9 protein-coding genes are annotated in these 14,714 nt (G+C 54.0%); 3 read left to right on the top strand and 6 right to left on the bottom strand.

What is annotated here, in order from left to right; translation table 11 throughout:
* Positions 1 to 589 precede the first annotated feature (589 nt).
* From EDC14_RS08345 to ltrA, 4 genes are all read right to left on the bottom strand, one after another.
* Complete coding sequence (locus tag EDC14_RS08345) at positions 590 to 955, bottom strand: argininosuccinate lyase (RefSeq protein ID WP_132013820.1); 366 nt, start codon at positions 953 to 955, stop codon at positions 590 to 592.
* An 829-nt stretch (positions 956 to 1,784) separates the two neighbouring features.
* Positions 1,785 to 2,588: a glutamate racemase gene (gene murI, locus EDC14_RS08340; protein ID WP_132013819.1), complete on the bottom strand. Its 804-nt coding sequence runs from the start codon at positions 2,586 to 2,588 to the stop codon at positions 1,785 to 1,787.
* Between the two features lie 54 nt (positions 2,589 to 2,642).
* Positions 2,643 to 3,845 carry a DNA recombination protein RmuC gene (locus tag EDC14_RS08335; protein WP_132013818.1) on the bottom strand — a complete coding sequence of 401 codons (1,203 nt, stop codon included), beginning with the start codon at positions 3,843 to 3,845 and terminating at the stop codon, positions 2,643 to 2,645.
* A gap of 437 nt (positions 3,846 to 4,282) precedes the next feature.
* The gene (gene ltrA / locus EDC14_RS08330; RefSeq protein ID WP_132013817.1) at positions 4,283 to 5,572 is read right to left on the bottom strand and encodes a group II intron reverse transcriptase/maturase; all 1,290 of its coding nucleotides are present in this window, start codon (positions 5,570 to 5,572) and stop codon (positions 4,283 to 4,285) included.
* Positions 5,573 to 7,103: 1,531 nt separating this feature from the next.
* Here ltrA and EDC14_RS08325 point away from each other — a divergent pair.
* A complete protein-coding gene (locus tag EDC14_RS08325; protein WP_165907887.1) occupies positions 7,104 to 9,221 on the top strand; it encodes a transglycosylase domain-containing protein in 2,118 nt (705 codons plus the stop codon).
* A 220-nt stretch (positions 9,222 to 9,441) separates the two neighbouring features.
* Here EDC14_RS08325 and EDC14_RS08320 read toward each other — a convergent pair whose 3' ends face one another.
* Positions 9,442 to 10,680, bottom strand: a complete 1,239-nt coding sequence (locus tag EDC14_RS08320; RefSeq protein ID WP_132013815.1) for a response regulator — start codon at positions 10,678 to 10,680, stop codon at positions 9,442 to 9,444.
* A gap of 239 nt (positions 10,681 to 10,919) precedes the next feature.
* Between EDC14_RS08320 and EDC14_RS08315 the strand changes: the two genes are divergently transcribed.
* Both EDC14_RS08315 and EDC14_RS08310 read left to right on the top strand, forming a co-directional pair.
* On the top strand, positions 10,920 to 11,297 hold the full coding sequence (locus EDC14_RS08315) for a hypothetical protein (RefSeq protein WP_132013814.1): 378 nt from the start codon (positions 10,920 to 10,922) through the stop codon (positions 11,295 to 11,297).
* A gap of 334 nt (positions 11,298 to 11,631) precedes the next feature.
* Complete coding sequence (locus EDC14_RS08310) at positions 11,632 to 12,759, top strand: LysM peptidoglycan-binding domain-containing protein (protein WP_132013813.1); 1,128 nt, start codon at positions 11,632 to 11,634, stop codon at positions 12,757 to 12,759.
* A gap of 402 nt (positions 12,760 to 13,161) precedes the next feature.
* Here the strand turns inward: EDC14_RS08310 and serC are convergent, their stop codons facing one another.
* Positions 13,162 to 14,250: a 3-phosphoserine/phosphohydroxythreonine transaminase gene (serC, locus tag EDC14_RS08305; RefSeq protein WP_132013812.1), complete on the bottom strand. Its 1,089-nt coding sequence runs from the start codon at positions 14,248 to 14,250 to the stop codon at positions 13,162 to 13,164.
* Between the last annotated feature and the right edge of the window lie 464 nt (positions 14,251 to 14,714).

Below are 14,714 nucleotides of genomic sequence, written 5' to 3'. Positions count from 1 at the left end.
ATTGTTTCGTTAGAAGCCCGAAATCCTGCTGTCTAAACGTTGATTAAGTGCTCCATGGGCTCCTTTTTCGTTGCCGTTTGTATTTTCTAAGTAGTGTTCTATTCCTGTGGATAAACGGGATCATTGAATGGGGTTAATGAATTTTGGTTGTGGATAAGTGGGAAATGCAGCTAAAGTTGGGTAAAATCAGGGGGAAAGATTGGATGGCCCAGCCGGATCCGGCGGGGCGAGGAGATTGTGCTGCCTTGATGAGTTATTTTTGGGGGTGAGTTTTGTAACGATCCGGAAAAAACAATTTTTGAACCCATCCGCCCGGTTGGTTTTGGCTATCGAACGAAAGGGCGAAAATGGCAGTGATAGCTTTTCTCTCAAAGCGAGGCGGCCATAGGTCCGGTTAATCGCGAACCGTTGGAGGATTCCCCAATCGCTGCGTCTCCGTTGGTGACCTTTGACGGAGTCCCCGGCCCTATCCGGCTCATCGGCCAATATAAAACCCGGAGCGCTTGCCCCGGGTTTTTCAGTCCACCCTTGCATCCCGCCAGGGTTTTCAGTCAAACCTTTTTCAGCTGCAATTGGCCATCCCGGGCCGTCATTCATATTCCGCCCAGATCTGGCCGGCATTGGCGTGTAAAATCACCCGTGAAATCCGGCTGAGATCTAAGCCGCGCCAATAGACGCTGTTGCCGTAACGATCCTTCACCATCAGATCCCAATAGGCCTCCCGGTAGTTTGAGAAGGTGATCCGGATGCTGTCGCCGTCTTCCAACACGTAGTGCAGCACGTTTTCCTCCCAATCATCCCGGTCGGACGGCGAAATATACACCCCGTACAGATCGACCCCGGTCCGGTTGACCAGCACGAAATCCTGAGCGCCGGCGAACGCCGGCAGCGCCAGCCCGCCGATTAACAACAGCACCAGGCCGACAATGAATACCGCCTGCTTCATGATGAACATCGCTTCTTCCTATCCCAATGATTCTTTCCCACCTCCGGCTACGGCACACCCCCTGGTGAGCCGTCCGGGAACAACTTTCCCTCCCTGTCTCAGTGCTACGACTCCGGTGATTCAATCTATCGAAAAGGGCTTTTGGAAAAACGCGATGCTTTAACGTGTTTTCCAAAACGGCAATTTCTCCATTGAACCGCCGGATGAATACGATAATATATTCAAAGAGCAAAAAACCTGGGACAGTACGGTAAAGTTTTTGCCGGGAATAAAAATAGCGTCAATTCACCGAAGGATCTTAAAAGCGTTGTGATAAACCCTGGCCGCAGGTCAGGTTGAACATAAAAGCTCAGAGAAGCAAGTGATAAAGTCGTTTTGGGATCCTCTTGCCAGTCGAATCGATTGGAAAGAGACTTTATCACATGGCTTTTAGCAAGCAGAGAAGAACGCGGATAAGGCGCCGGTTCGCGAAGGCGGGCCAGGATGGAGTGCAACAATCGAAAACCCGGGGAGCCGGCCCCGGGTCGATTCAATCCGTTCTTGCAATCACAAGAACCTCAGTCCCGGCTGTTTCATCGTGGCATGAACCTGCCGGGAACGCCATGGATCGCTAGAATCGTTTCAGTAATGATGTCAGAAACCAAATCGGCTTCGCTGCTCCGCCACCCCTCCTTCCCACCGTTGAATGTCGATCATCCCGTAACAGGATCTGCAACGTCGGTTGGAGTTGAATCGCCTCCCTCGCTCTCAAGGATACTTCATTATATTCGGAGCGGCGCGGTTTCCATGCTATCGGTCGAAAATATCGGCGCTGCGAACTGAGTTTCAAAATCCGGATTCAGGACTCGGGAACTTGAAGCACCGCCAGTTGCGGATCACCCCAAAGCTGGCGGATGACCGGCGCGACCTGCCGGAGGTCGCCGCTGGTGTAAAAACGGTCTCGGCCGGGAGCTTTGTCTTCATTCATGAGGCCGCGTTCGGTCAGCACCCGTTCCGTCTGCCGGGCCACCGCCGCCCCGGTGTCGAGGACCAGCAGTTCCGGTCCAGCCAGCTTTTGAATGAGCGGCCGGAGAAACGGATAGTGGGTGCAGCCGAGCACCAGCGTATCGATGCCCTGTTCCAATAAGGGCTCCAGGTAGCTGCGGAGCATGGTCTCGGCGGCGGACGTCGCGGTCTGGCCCGACTCCACCAGCTCCACCAGGCCCGGCGCCGCTTGCGTGAATACTTGGACCCCGTCGCCGTACCGTTCCATCAGCCCGGAGAACCGGCTGCCGCGAAGGGTCAGTTGAGTGGCCAGGACGCCGATCCTACCATTGCGGCTCCGGCCGTGCGCCGGCTTGAGCGCCGGCTCCACTCCGACCACGGGCAGCCCGGGATGAGCCGCGCGGATCGCTTCTAATCCGGCGGTGCAGGCCGCATTACAAGCGACTACGATCGCCTTGACTCCCTCGGCCGCCAGAACGCGGGAGACTTCCAGGGTTCGCCGGCGAATCTCCTCCGGCGGCTTGGTCCCATACGGGCAATGGCCGGAATCGGCCAGATATATCAGGTCCTCATGCGGCAACAGCGTGCGGATCTCTCGCAAAATCGAAAGGCCGCCGACCCCGGAATCAAACACTCCGATCGGAGCGGAACTGGACATTTCAAAAACACCTCGATCTTGGATAGTCTGGGCTTTCAGTCGGGCAAGCGTTTCCTATTTTTCAGCGGAATCCGCTTTCGCTTCCCCCGTCGCGGCCGCCTCCATGGTCAGGGGTTCCAGCGGTAGGCCGTTTTGCTTGCGCAGCTCCTCAATATAACGCAACGGCTTCTCCAATTGGTTGCGGCGGGTGGTGATGAGGGCAGCGTACTCTTTCTGCGCATCCTCCAGCCGTTTGCCCAGGCGGTCGCAGGAAGAGCAGAAGGCCTCCCATTGCTTATAAAAACTCCCCATCAACGAAAGAATCTCCCCCGTGGTCCGTTCCAGATTGAAGTTCTCCACTGCCTGCCGGATGACAGCCAAGAAGGCATACAACGTCAGCGGCGAACAGAGGATGACCCGGTTCCGGATCGCTTCATCCAGCAGACTGCCGTCGCTCTCATGGATAAACCCGTAGATCTGCTCGTTGGGGATGAAGACCAGCACATAATCCAGAGTATTCTCCGCGGGGTTGATATAGTCCCGGGTCGTCACCTCTTTCATCCGGTTCCGGACATCCTTCAGGAACTGCTGTTTAAACTCTTCCCGCCGGTTCTCCTCCTCGCACTGCATGAACAGGAGAAAGTTGTCCAGCGGAAATTTGACGTCCATATTAAGCTTGAGGTTTTTGGGGAGCAAAAAGGTAAAATCGGGCCGGCTCCCCGCCCCGGACCATTGCTGTTTGCGATAGTTGACGCCCTCGATCAATCCCGCGGTCCGCAGAATGTCCTCGGCCATCCGCTCGCCCCACTGTCCGCGAATCCGCGAATTACCGAGAACACTCCGCAAGCTGTCGGTGGTCTCCCGCAGCCGGGCAGTCTGCTCCACCGCCTGCCGTAATTGGCTAGAGAGCTCCCCGAATTTTTGCTGCCGGTCGCGCTCCAGGAGATTGACCAACTCATGGACCCGGCCGATCTCCTTATTCATGGAGTCCAGGCTCTGATCGATTAACTGTTTCTTGGTATCCAGGGCCTGCTCGCCGGCACGGGATTGGTGCTGCAGTGTTTCGGCGGCTAAATTCAAAAACTGTTCGGTATTGCGGTTCAAAGCCTCGTACGAGATGGCCGCGAACGAATCCTTCAAACGCAGGCTCAACTCCTCCAATTCCCGGAGCGAATCTACTCGCGACCGGCGCCGCAGTTTTCCGACGCATAGGCTGATGAGGATTCCGGATACCAATCCGCCACCAAAAATGAGCATTCCTTGCCAAACTGATGCCATGCAGCCTCCGCCCCCGGTGGATTTGCCGTTCTCCGGCGCGCGAGACGGCCCGGGTCGCCTCGCAATTGTTTTCTAACTCAACTTTCGCAGGTCAAATATACCAGTAAACCCTCGCAGTCATTGGGTATAGCATCATGACAATTATCTTGACATATATAAAAATAAGTGATTGGGCTTCCATGTAAAAAAACAAACAAATGAGTAAGTGACTGAGGGTCGATGGGGACTATTCCTGCCCCACACCATCGGCTTTTATCGCCTTCCTGGCAAAGCCGATTTTTTGGACTTCCATGTCCTGACCCCAGGACCAAAGGGTGTAGTGGGACACCGTTCCGGTAGGAGAGGCAGTCGCCCGCCTCCCCCCGGTCAGAACCCGGCGTGCAGTTTTCCCGCACCGGGCTCCCACAGTTGGTTTCGGCCTTCGAACATGTTGGCCCTTAGACTGTTGGGTTATATACCCGCGGTCTCGGTAACTGGAACCACTCTTTAGCATTCAGTATCTCCCATGTACAGGTTCGATTGGCTTTCTGGCTTCGTTTAACCAGCGATTGTTTCCAGTATTTCTTGATTCTTTCCCGTACACCAGAAAGACTGTTTGTACAATTTCTCAACCCATAATATTGGTAGTGCCCTATCAATGCTTCTTTTAGATGGGTTTGTTGTTTTCTGACCGGTAGATGTCTATTTTGCAATAGCCATAGTTTGATTCTCTTGATGAATCTTTCCCGTCTTTTCTTGGCGGGTTTCCTGGATATTATCACCATTCCCTTTCTGCTTCTCGCGCAGTAATGGGTGAATCCCAGAAAATCAAAACTCTCCGGTCGTTTGTTTTGCTTGGCTAGATAATATAGGGCATATCTTCCGAAAGCTATGACACGGGTCTTCTCCGGCGCAATCTCCAGTGCGAAGGCTGTAAAACGTTTATCAAGTTCTGCCCGGAATCTCTTGGCATCTTGCTGTTCTTCAAACACCGCCACGAAATCGTCCGCGTATCGCGTTAGACTTGCCTTGCCTTTACACTCCTTCACAAACCTTAATTCAAACCATAGGTCCAGTACATAGTGGAGATAGATATTTGCTAATACCGGACTGACCGGTCCGCCTTGGGGAACTCCGTCTTCGTTGCGGATAAGAACCCCATTCTCCATGACTCCCGCTTTCAGCCATTTATCAACCAACCTTAACATTCCCTTGTCGGCTATCCTGTGCCGTAGGAATTTCCGTAACCATTCGTGATTTACGTTATCGAAGCACCCTTTCACATCCGCTTCCACCACGTATCTACTGTTCCGTTCTATTAGCACTTCGTATAGCCTCTTTAGGGCTGTGTGGCAACTGCGTTTTGGTCTGAATCCATGGGAACACTCTTGAAAGTCCATTTCGTATATGACACTTAGCATCCAGGCGACTGCCTTTTGTACGATTCTATCTTCAAGTGTCCCGATTCCTATTGGGCGCTGTTTGCCGTTGCCTTTGGGTATATAGACTCTTCTTACGGGCGGCGCTTGATATTTCTGCGTTCTTACTCGCTGGTACAGGTCTTGGAGATTGTCTTTAAGATTGTTTTCGTAATCTTTGTAGGTTACTCCGTCCACTCCGACGGCCGCGTCTCGTTTTAATGAATGAAACGCTGTGGCTAATAAGTTAAGGTTGAGAAAATTTACTGCATTGGTGATTCGTTTGTGCTTTCTTGCTCTTTGGCCTAGCTCTGCAAGTTCTGTTAACATGGTTCCTCCATCTCGGGTATGGTCATGTTTCCCTTGTTTGCTTTCCTTCTGTCTTACTTCCTTCCCTCTGTAAGCATTACCTTACTTCATTGGTACTACGAGTAAGTCCGCCTCCCAATGGCATGCGCGGTTGCTCTGCTTTATCCTTCGCTTCCGTTTCTCTCTTTGAGAGCCATTGGGCTTCCAGAGTTCCCTGCGGTTCCTTTTCGCGGCATACCGTGCTCTTGGACCCCGATGGATTCTCCGATGCAGTCGCCTTTGTCCCGCATCTACTGTTGCCTTCCCAGTCCAAAGAGCCGGTCGGCATCCACTTTACGGGTTTAACGGGGCTCGATGGCTTCACTTTCGTTACGGTCTGTCGTTCGCTCTGTCTACGCTTAGTTATGGTCATTGCTTTCCACAACTCAAGACTCGATTCCCGGTGGCTGGCTGGGCCTTTCCGGGGTTGGAATTTCACCTTCTGAAACCGCAGAGCTTCGCTCCGCGCACCTTTGGATTCCGCCCAGTTGGATTCGGCCTTTTCCATCCATGGGGCCTCATCTTTAGGGCGTCCTGCCCCTGAGAACCGAGGTTCCAACACCTCCTCATTCATCCGGGGTTCTAGCATGCCGCCGCCATCCCTGGCATTCCGACTGGCAACCAAGTGTAGGCTTCCGCTGACGACCGCAGGTTTTTCATCCACGAAAATATGCGGCGTCCGCCTTCTTCCCTGAAGGCGGTTACTGTTTCGTAAGCTAAGAGCTTCTAACGACTTTTGAGTTTGATTAAAAACCAGAAAAGACAAAATAGCAACCGTCTCCATGGAGGGAGTCGGCGCCGCTTCTTTTCCAATGCAACGACATTATTCCTCGAGTATAGATGATTTGCGAAAATAACGAACGCTTTACCGTTTTTTCGCAAATCATGTGATTTACGATAATGTCGTTGCATAGGAGGATGAAAAACAGCGGTCGGGAACGGAAGCCATGACCTGGTTGCCAGACAGATGGCCAGGGATGGCGAAGACGTTCTAGAACCGGGATGAATGAGGGAGGCTTGAAATCCGTAGGTTCCAACGGTTTTTTGGTTACTTTTTTACCGCTAAAAAAGTAACCCGCCGCCGGAACCGTGGGCCAAAGGAACAAGCATCCATAAGTTTTTCCCCCTCAATATTCAATATCAGTTCTGCTTTTAGGCCGTTTGTCAAGCTAACTTTCTTTTTTTTCTTTTTGCTTATGTATCTATGGCTTTGTTTGCTTTTTTCTCTGCGAAAGTCATCCTATCATCATTGCTTCCACATCATTCCCCAATTCCCTGCCGTTTCATAAAATTTACCACCGGGGGCATATTATATACGATGAACTTGAATTCCGGCATTCTTTCCGAATGGACTGGAGTTAACAAGCGAGAGAATTTCAAATCTCTTCGGAAAAAGCTTCGCACCACAATATATTGATTGATATATCCGGGCTACTCACTATATATTGTATTGCGAAAGGAATCTTATGGTAATTTGAAATTCTCTGAATCAGCCTGCAAAGGGGAGTTCCCTGTGTTTAAACTGCCGCGGCCGGCGCATTGGACCCATTCAAACTGGAATACCGTCCTTCTGGTAGCCGTGGTGGTTGTCCTGGGAACGCTGCTCGTCGCCCTCGGCCTGCCGGTGCCGCCGCCGCAGCTGCCGGCCGCCTCGGAGGTATTGGATAGAGATAATCACCTGGTCACTACCTTCTACATCCAAAACCGGCTGCCGATTCGCCTGAGCGAAGTCCCCTCCTTCCTCAGCCAAGCCTTTTTAGCCACCGAAGATCACCGGTTCTATCAACACCACGGCGTCAATCTCGGCCGGATTCTCAAGGCGGCCATTCACGATCTGACGCGCGGCCGGCTCGAACAGGGCGGCAGCACCATCACTCAGCAACTGGTCAAAAACGCTTATCTTGATCAGCGGCGGACGCTGCTCCGCAAGATCAAGGAGCTTTTCTATGCCATCAAACTGGAGTTGAGCCTTTCCAAAGACCAGATTCTGGAGCTGTATCTAAACCAGATCTACTTCGGCCACGGCGCCTACGGCATCAAAGTGGCGGCCCAAACCTATTTCGGCCGGGAAATGAAGCAGCTCAACCAGGCCGAGCTGGCGCTGTTGGCCGGATTGCCCAAAGGACCGGCCTACTACTCGCCCTACCTGCATCCTGAGGACGCACAGCGGCGGATCGCCCAAGTCCTGGAGCGCATGGTTGAATGCCGATACATCAGCCGCACCGCGGCCAAACGGTTCCGCAGCCAACCGTTGCGCCTGGCCGGCCTGAGAGCCAAACCCCGGCCGGCTCCCTATTTTATGCTGCTGCTCCAGGAAGAAATCGCGAAGCTGTTCCCGAAGGATCCCGGCATCTTGGAGACCGGCGGATTGCGGATCGAGACCACGCTCGATCCCAGACTTCAAGACCAAGCCGAGCGGGCGCTCGGAAAAGGACTGCCGCGCCTGCTGGAGGACGAAAAAGGGCTCTCCCAGCCGCAAGGGGCATTGATCGCCGTCGATCCGTCCAATGGTGAAATCCGGGCGCTGGTGGGCGGGACCGATTTCGACAAATCACAGTTCAACCGGGCAACGCAAGCCCGGCGCCAACCCGGTTCTTCTTTCAAGCCGCTCCTGTATGCCGAAGCGCTGGGCCGCGGCTACACCTTGGCCAGCAAAATTGACCGCTCACCCAAATTATACCGGGACGGATCCCGGCGCTATTTCCCCACCGACGATCAGAACGCCGCTGCCAGCGGCCTGCTGACGCTGCGTGAAGCGCTGGCCTGTTCCAGCAATGTGGTCGCGGTGAAACTCTTGGAACAACTGGGGATCCCCGCTATCATCGGTTTTGCCAAAACCTTGGGAATTGAGTCGCGGCTCCCCCGCCACCTCTCACTGGCGCTGGGGACCGGCGAAATGACGCCGCTGGAATTGACCGGAGCCTATCTGCCGCTGGCCAATAGCGGTTACAAGATTGCCCCGACCGCTATTCGCCGGATCCTCGACCCGCAAGGCCGGGTCATTTACCAAGCGCCCACCCAATTTAAGAAAGTCGTCTCCCCCGGCATCGCCTATCTGATTACCCAAGCCATGACCGGGGTGCTGCGCGACGGCGGGACCGCCGCCAACCTTCAACAGCTGATCCGCCGTCCGGCGGCTGGCAAAACCGGCACCACCGAACAGAACCGGGATGCCTGGTTTATCGGTTATACCCCGGACTTGTTAGCCTGCGTCTATGTGGGATGCGACCGCAACGAGCGGCCGCTGCCCGGCGCCGCCAACCGAGTGGCTGCGCCCATCTGGGCCGATTTTATGAACCAAGCGCTGGCCGGAGCCCCGCTCCGGGATTTCGTGATTCCCGACCAAGTCGCCAAGGTTACTATTTGCAAAGAAACGGGGCTTCGGGCCACCGCCTTCTGCCCCGCCGCCACCGAATACTTCCTGACGGGTACCGAACCCACAACGTATTGCGACAAGCACCGCTTCATCCGGCTGCAAGTCTGCAAGCGTTCCGGCTTGCTTCCCTCGCCCTACTGCAAGGAGCTTGAAGAACGGGACTTCCGGCTGGGAGAACAACCTTCCCAGACCTGCGAGCTCTGCCCCAAACATTTTTCAATCTTTCGATGGCTGCGGAAATTCTTCCGCCGCTGAAAGAATTTTTCAACTCCTCATCCATAAGGGAAAGTTGACAAAAAAGAGGCGGCTTCAAGCCGCCTCTGCATCGGATTCACTGGCAAAAGACTTAAAAGCCATGTGTAAAGTCCTCAAATTCGGAAATCATGCTTTCAATGGACTAAAAACGACTTTATCACTTGCTTTTCTGAGCTTTTGTGTTCACCCTGGCCTTCGGACAGGGTTTATCACAACGCTTTTAAATCAAGCGGAGATCCGCGCTATCCTCCATGACTTTCCGCGCCAGCGGCAACCATTTCGCCATTTGGTTGCGTTTTCCGATCTGCGTCAGGTAAAAGAGATCCAGCCCCGGGATATCGCCGGCATTACCGGCGGAGTCGGCATTACCGGCGGAGTCGGCATTCACCAGCGCATTGGCCGCGTGGATGGTGGTTAAGGCGCCAAAGCCGTCCTCCATGAGTTTGGATGGATGATGATGAAAAGCCACCGCCAACACCACCGGTTCCGGGATGCCCCATAATCCCAGCAGATAGGCTCCGACCTCGGCATGGGAGGCTCCGAAAACCTCGTATTCGGCCAAGAAATCGCTGCAACCCCGGGCCTGACTGTAATTGAGCGCTTCCAGGTATTGATCCGGCGATTGAATCAAGACCAGTTTCCCGATATCATGCAGGATCCCGGCGCTGAGCGACTCCTCTTCCAGGCTTTTATCGGCCTGTTCCTCATGGGCCAGGGCCTGGGCCAGCTTGCCCACGAGCAGGCTGTGCTGGGAAAGGCGTTTGACGGAGAAATCCTCCAGCTTGGGATGGACTTTGAAATTGGCGAAGGCATACGTATAAACCACCAGCGCCCGCAACACGTCCAAACCCAATAGGGCGACGGCTTGTTGCGGGGTCATAATCTTGCGGGATAAGCCAAAATAAGCGGAATTCACCACCTGCAAAACCTTGGCGGTCAACGCCACGTCTTCGGCGACCATCTGACCGACTTTACGCAGGGAACCCTCGGGCGACTGCAGTTCGCGAAGGATCTGGTAATAGAGCGGCGGAAAACTCGGCAGTTTCCCGACGCCGGTCGTCAAGCGGATCAAGGTCTTGTTCCGGAGAAGCTCTCGATACTTGAGGTTCCGTTCGATAATACACTTTAATACGTCCAGTTGAATCGGCTTGGCTAAAAAACGATGCGCCGCTTTGGTGATCCGCATGACCTGAGCCCTGGCCGCACTGGCGGCGGCGATGACCCGGATCGTCTCCGGATGCCGTTTCATGAGCACATGCAGGAGCTTGGAGTTCTCCCGGCGCGCGATCTCGAAATCGACCACCACGACCGCAAAAGAACGCTCGCCCAATAACGCCAGAGCCGCTTCGGCGCTTGGGGCATATTCGCCTTCCCAATCGGGAAAAACCCCGTTCAGCTCCTGTTTGACCCTTTCAAGGCTCGCCGCCTCATCATCCACGAATAAAATCTGCTTGTTCATTGGCTACCTTCGTCTCATTCAAATTTATCCTTTGAAAACCCCGAGAAACGTTCCATTGCGGAGAATTGCACAATTACCGCAACAAGCCCTGCGGCCGGAAAAAAGTTTTTTATTAATTATGCAATGCTCTCATTCAGTAAAAAACCGCCCGCCCGTCCCCGCCAAGGGAGCGATTCTTATTCACCCCGGCGGTAGCGGGCTGAATATGCTAAAGTACCAATATTTTTGGGGGAATCGCCATGAACTCAGCCAACCGTTCGATCCAAGAATCCGCCGAAGCCTGGGTCACAGCCATGCTGGAGCTGCTACGGATAATGGCGCGATCGGGTCAGCGCGTCCCGGCGCCGGATCCGGTTGACCGGGATCTGCGTCAATTTGAGGCCCTGGCCGACCATTTACAAATGCTGTTATCCATCCGCCCCGCCAATTCCTGGGAGGGCTATCACTGGTCGCTGAACTTCGCCTACTTTTTGTCGCAATTGATCCGTGATTCGGAACATCTCTTTCAGCATCTGGCGGCCGATCCCGAATCCCGCCACTTTCCGATCGCTCCCGCGCTGGTCGCGGATATTTTTCGCTGCGTCCGCCTGGCGAATCGGCTTCCCAATCTCTACTGACCGCTTCTCCCGCGCTTCTCGCGTAATCGGGGGTCGGCACTCAAACGATCCCCTTTTGCCCCATCCCGCCCAAAAACCAATAAGTTCCAAAACAGCCAGGAACGGGTACCGTTGGAACTGCCACTCATTCCCACAAGGAGACTTCCAGCCGGTAAAGAATCTGCTAGCTATGGAAAACACCTGAATATGCAGGTCATCGTTTCCAGCGCGGCAATTCATTTTACCACGGTTTACTAACGGACACAGCTTCAGACGCAGCCCAAACCCAGCAATATTGGCAGCCAACACTTTTTGCCCGCCGTGGATCACTACGGACAAAAAGGGAGCTGAGAATGTGCAGTTTAAAAAGGTTCTAGTTTCGATCCTGGTTTCCGGTTCGATCGTTCTGACAGCGCAAGCAACTTGGGGACAAACTTATTATGTGAAGTCAGGCGACTCACTCTATACCATCGCAGCGCGTTACGGAACCACCGCCGCTGCCCTGCAACAAGCGAATGGACTTTCATCCACCGAGATTTACCCCGGACAAGCGCTCAAAATCGCTACCGGAGGCGCGGGGAAGAATTCCAATTCCGGTTCGGGTTCTTCCTATACAGTTCGCGCCGGAGATACTTTATACCTGCTTTCCCAGCGCTACGGAGTATCCATCGATGCGTTGCGGAGCGCCAATAACCTCTCAGGCAATTCCCTGATGGTCGGTCAACAGCTGATCATTCCGACCTCCTCCGGTTCCGGATCGGGCACTACCTATCGGGTTCAAGCCGGGGACACGCTGTATCTGATCGCCCAAAGATATGGGACAACCGTTGCCGCTTTGCAGAGCGCCAATGGCATCTCCGGAACCAACCTGCAAGTCGGGCAATCGCTCAAAATTCCGGCCGGAGGGAGCAGCAACCCGGGTAGCAGCGGAACCACTTACACGGTCCAGAGCGGCGATAGCTTGTATTTGATCGCCCAAAAATACGGGACCACGGTGGACGCGCTCCGCCAGGCCAATAATCTGAGCGGGGATTCGCTTTCGCCAGGCCAGACGCTGCAGATACCGGGCAGCCCCTCGGGCAACTCGGGTACCAGTTATTACAATTACACCTTAAGCCAAAATGATCTGGATCTGTTGGCCCGCCTGGTGACCGCCGAATCCGACGGCGAACCGTTCAGCGGACAAGTCGCGGTAGCCGCCACCATCTTAAACCGCTTGCGCGACTCGCGTTATCCGAAGACCATTTCCGGAATCATCTACCAGGTGGACAACGGCAGCTATCAGTACAGCCCGGTGTTGGACGGCCGGATCAACCTTGCGGCGTCATCCAGCGCGATTCGGGCGGTCCAGTCGGCGGTCTCCGGCTGGGATCCAAGCTACGGCGCGAACGGATTCTATAACCCCGACAAAACCACCAATCAATGGGTCCGTTCCCATCCGGTGACCACCGTCATCGGCAACCACGTTTTCTTCAGCTATTAGAAGGTCACACCAGAAACCCAACTTGGCAGCCATTTGGCGCTGCAATCCGATGAATCGGCATACCGTTACATGGAAGGGGGCGAAAGCCCTCTTCACCTTTTTCAATGGTTTAGCCTTTTTGCTCCAGTTATGGCAGAATGAATCCTTCCTTGTTATATTTCGCTATTTTTTTGTTTTTCCCTACCATTCTGCCAAACAATCACTGAATATTCTTAATAAACCGTCTCTGCGCAAAGAATCAATGACTCGCCCGACCATTTCGTAATTTTTCAAAGATTCTTATAAATTTTTTCATTCCCGCTACCTTCAAAGAATTCTCCAAGAAATCGCCGTCCTTATAAAAACGCTACCGAGGGGTCCCGGTAGCGGTAGAACAACCAAAATCAAAACCAATCGCCGCGATCAGCCGTTCCGCTTGGCGAAATCGCGCATGAAATCCGCCAGGGCGCGGCAGCCTTCCACCGGCATCGCGTTATAGATCGAAGCCCGCATTCCTCCGACCGAGCGATGGCCCTTCAAGCCGATCAGATCCAGCTGCTTGGCCTCGCTCACAAAGGCCGCCTCCAGCTCCTCGCCGGGCAAACGGAAGGTTACATTCATCAAGGAACGGAACTCTTTGGCGGCGTGCCCTTTGTAAAATCCGCCCGAGGCGTCCAGCGCGTCGTAGATCAGCGCCGCTTTCTCCCGGTTCCGTTGCTCCATGGCGGCTAGGCCGCCGTTGGCTTTGAGCCACTTCAAGACCAAATTGACGATATACACCGCGAACGTGGCCGGGGTGTTATAGAGCGAGTTGTTCTTGGCATAGGTGGTATATTGGAAAATAACCGGCAGGTTCTTATTGACCTTGGCCAGCATTTCCGGGCTGATCAGGACCACGGTCACGCCGGAGGGTCCGAGGTTTTTCTGGGCGCCGGCGTAAATCAGGCCGAACTTGGAGACATCGAACGGCCGGGACAGAATATCGCTGGACATGTCGGCCACCAGCGGCACACCGGGGAACTCCGGCAATACCGGCCATTGGGTGCCGAAGATCGTATTGTTGGAGGTGATATGGACATAGGCGGCGTCGGGACTCAACTGAATCTCGTCCGGCCGGGGAATCCGGTCATAATGGGTCGCCTTGGAACTGGCCGCGCTATGGACTTCCCCGACGCGGGCCGCCTCTTCAAACGCTTTCTCGGCGAAGCTGCCGGTAAGGATGTAATCGGCCACCGCCCCGGCCGGCAGAAAGTTCATCGGCACCAGAGCGAACTGGGCGCTGGCTCCGCCGCCCATGAAGAGCACCCGGTAATCGGCGGGGGCGCCCAGCAGTTCCTTGAACAAGGTTTCGGTTTCATTATGGAGTTCCTCATAAGCCTTGCCGCGGTGGCTGACCTCCAAGACCGACATCCCGCTGCCCTTAAAATCCAACAGATCCCGTTGGGCTTCCTCCAGCACGGGCAAAGGCAGAATCGCCGGGCCGGGATTGAAATTATAAACGCGCTTGCTCAAAACTCGAAACCTCCTCCGTTTTTCAATGCGAATTCAATTTAAATTTAAGATGAAAAAAGGATTCCGATCATATTTCTATCCGGATAGCCGGCTGTCAAACGATCGGATTTTTTAGTTTAGGAATCAAGAGAAATACGCCGCACGCTTCCCGGCTCCCAAAACTCAACTTGCCCGCCGGCGGATATTCCGGCCATTCTCTGAATGAAATCTTTCTGTCATTATATCTTTTCTGGGTTTTTTCTTCAAGCGTTTCATATAGTTTTTACGTAACATCGCCGCCAGACTTTGCTATTAAAAAATTACAAATCTCTCCCGGCGAATACAAGTTGGTTTTCCCAGCCGGTGGTTGAATGACGGGTTCCCGGTCGCTCCCGGGTTAACAAAAGAACGATCTTCGGTGGCTCAAGATCGATCCCGGGTGACTGAAGAGGGATCTTGAGCAGCTCAAGATCGAGCTTCAATGA

The organism is Hydrogenispora ethanolica (genome assembly GCF_004340685.1).
Classification (GTDB): Bacteria; Bacillota; UBA4882; order UBA8346; family UBA8346; genus Hydrogenispora; species Hydrogenispora ethanolica.
This window is presented reverse-complemented; position numbering and strand designations above follow the sequence as displayed.

What these genes read in the sequence shown, in the direction of transcription:
- EDC14_RS08345 (WP_132013820.1), bottom strand. Translation starts at nt 955, where the DNA reads ATGTTCATCATGAAGCAGGCGGTATTCATTGTCGGCCTGGTGCTGTTG.
- murI (WP_132013819.1), bottom strand. Translation starts at nt 2,588, where the DNA reads ATGTCCAGTTCCGCTCCGATCGGAGTGTTTGATTCCGGGGTCGGCGGC.
- EDC14_RS08335 (WP_132013818.1), bottom strand. Translation starts at nt 3,845, where the DNA reads ATGGCATCAGTTTGGCAAGGAATGCTCATTTTTGGTGGCGGATTGGTA.
- ltrA (WP_132013817.1), bottom strand. Translation starts at nt 5,572, where the DNA reads ATGTTAACAGAACTTGCAGAGCTAGGCCAAAGAGCAAGAAAGCACAAA.
- EDC14_RS08320 (WP_132013815.1), bottom strand. Translation starts at nt 10,680, where the DNA reads ATGAACAAGCAGATTTTATTCGTGGATGATGAGGCGGCGAGCCTTGAA.
- EDC14_RS08315 (WP_132013814.1), top strand. Translation starts at nt 10,920, where the DNA reads ATGAACTCAGCCAACCGTTCGATCCAAGAATCCGCCGAAGCCTGGGTC.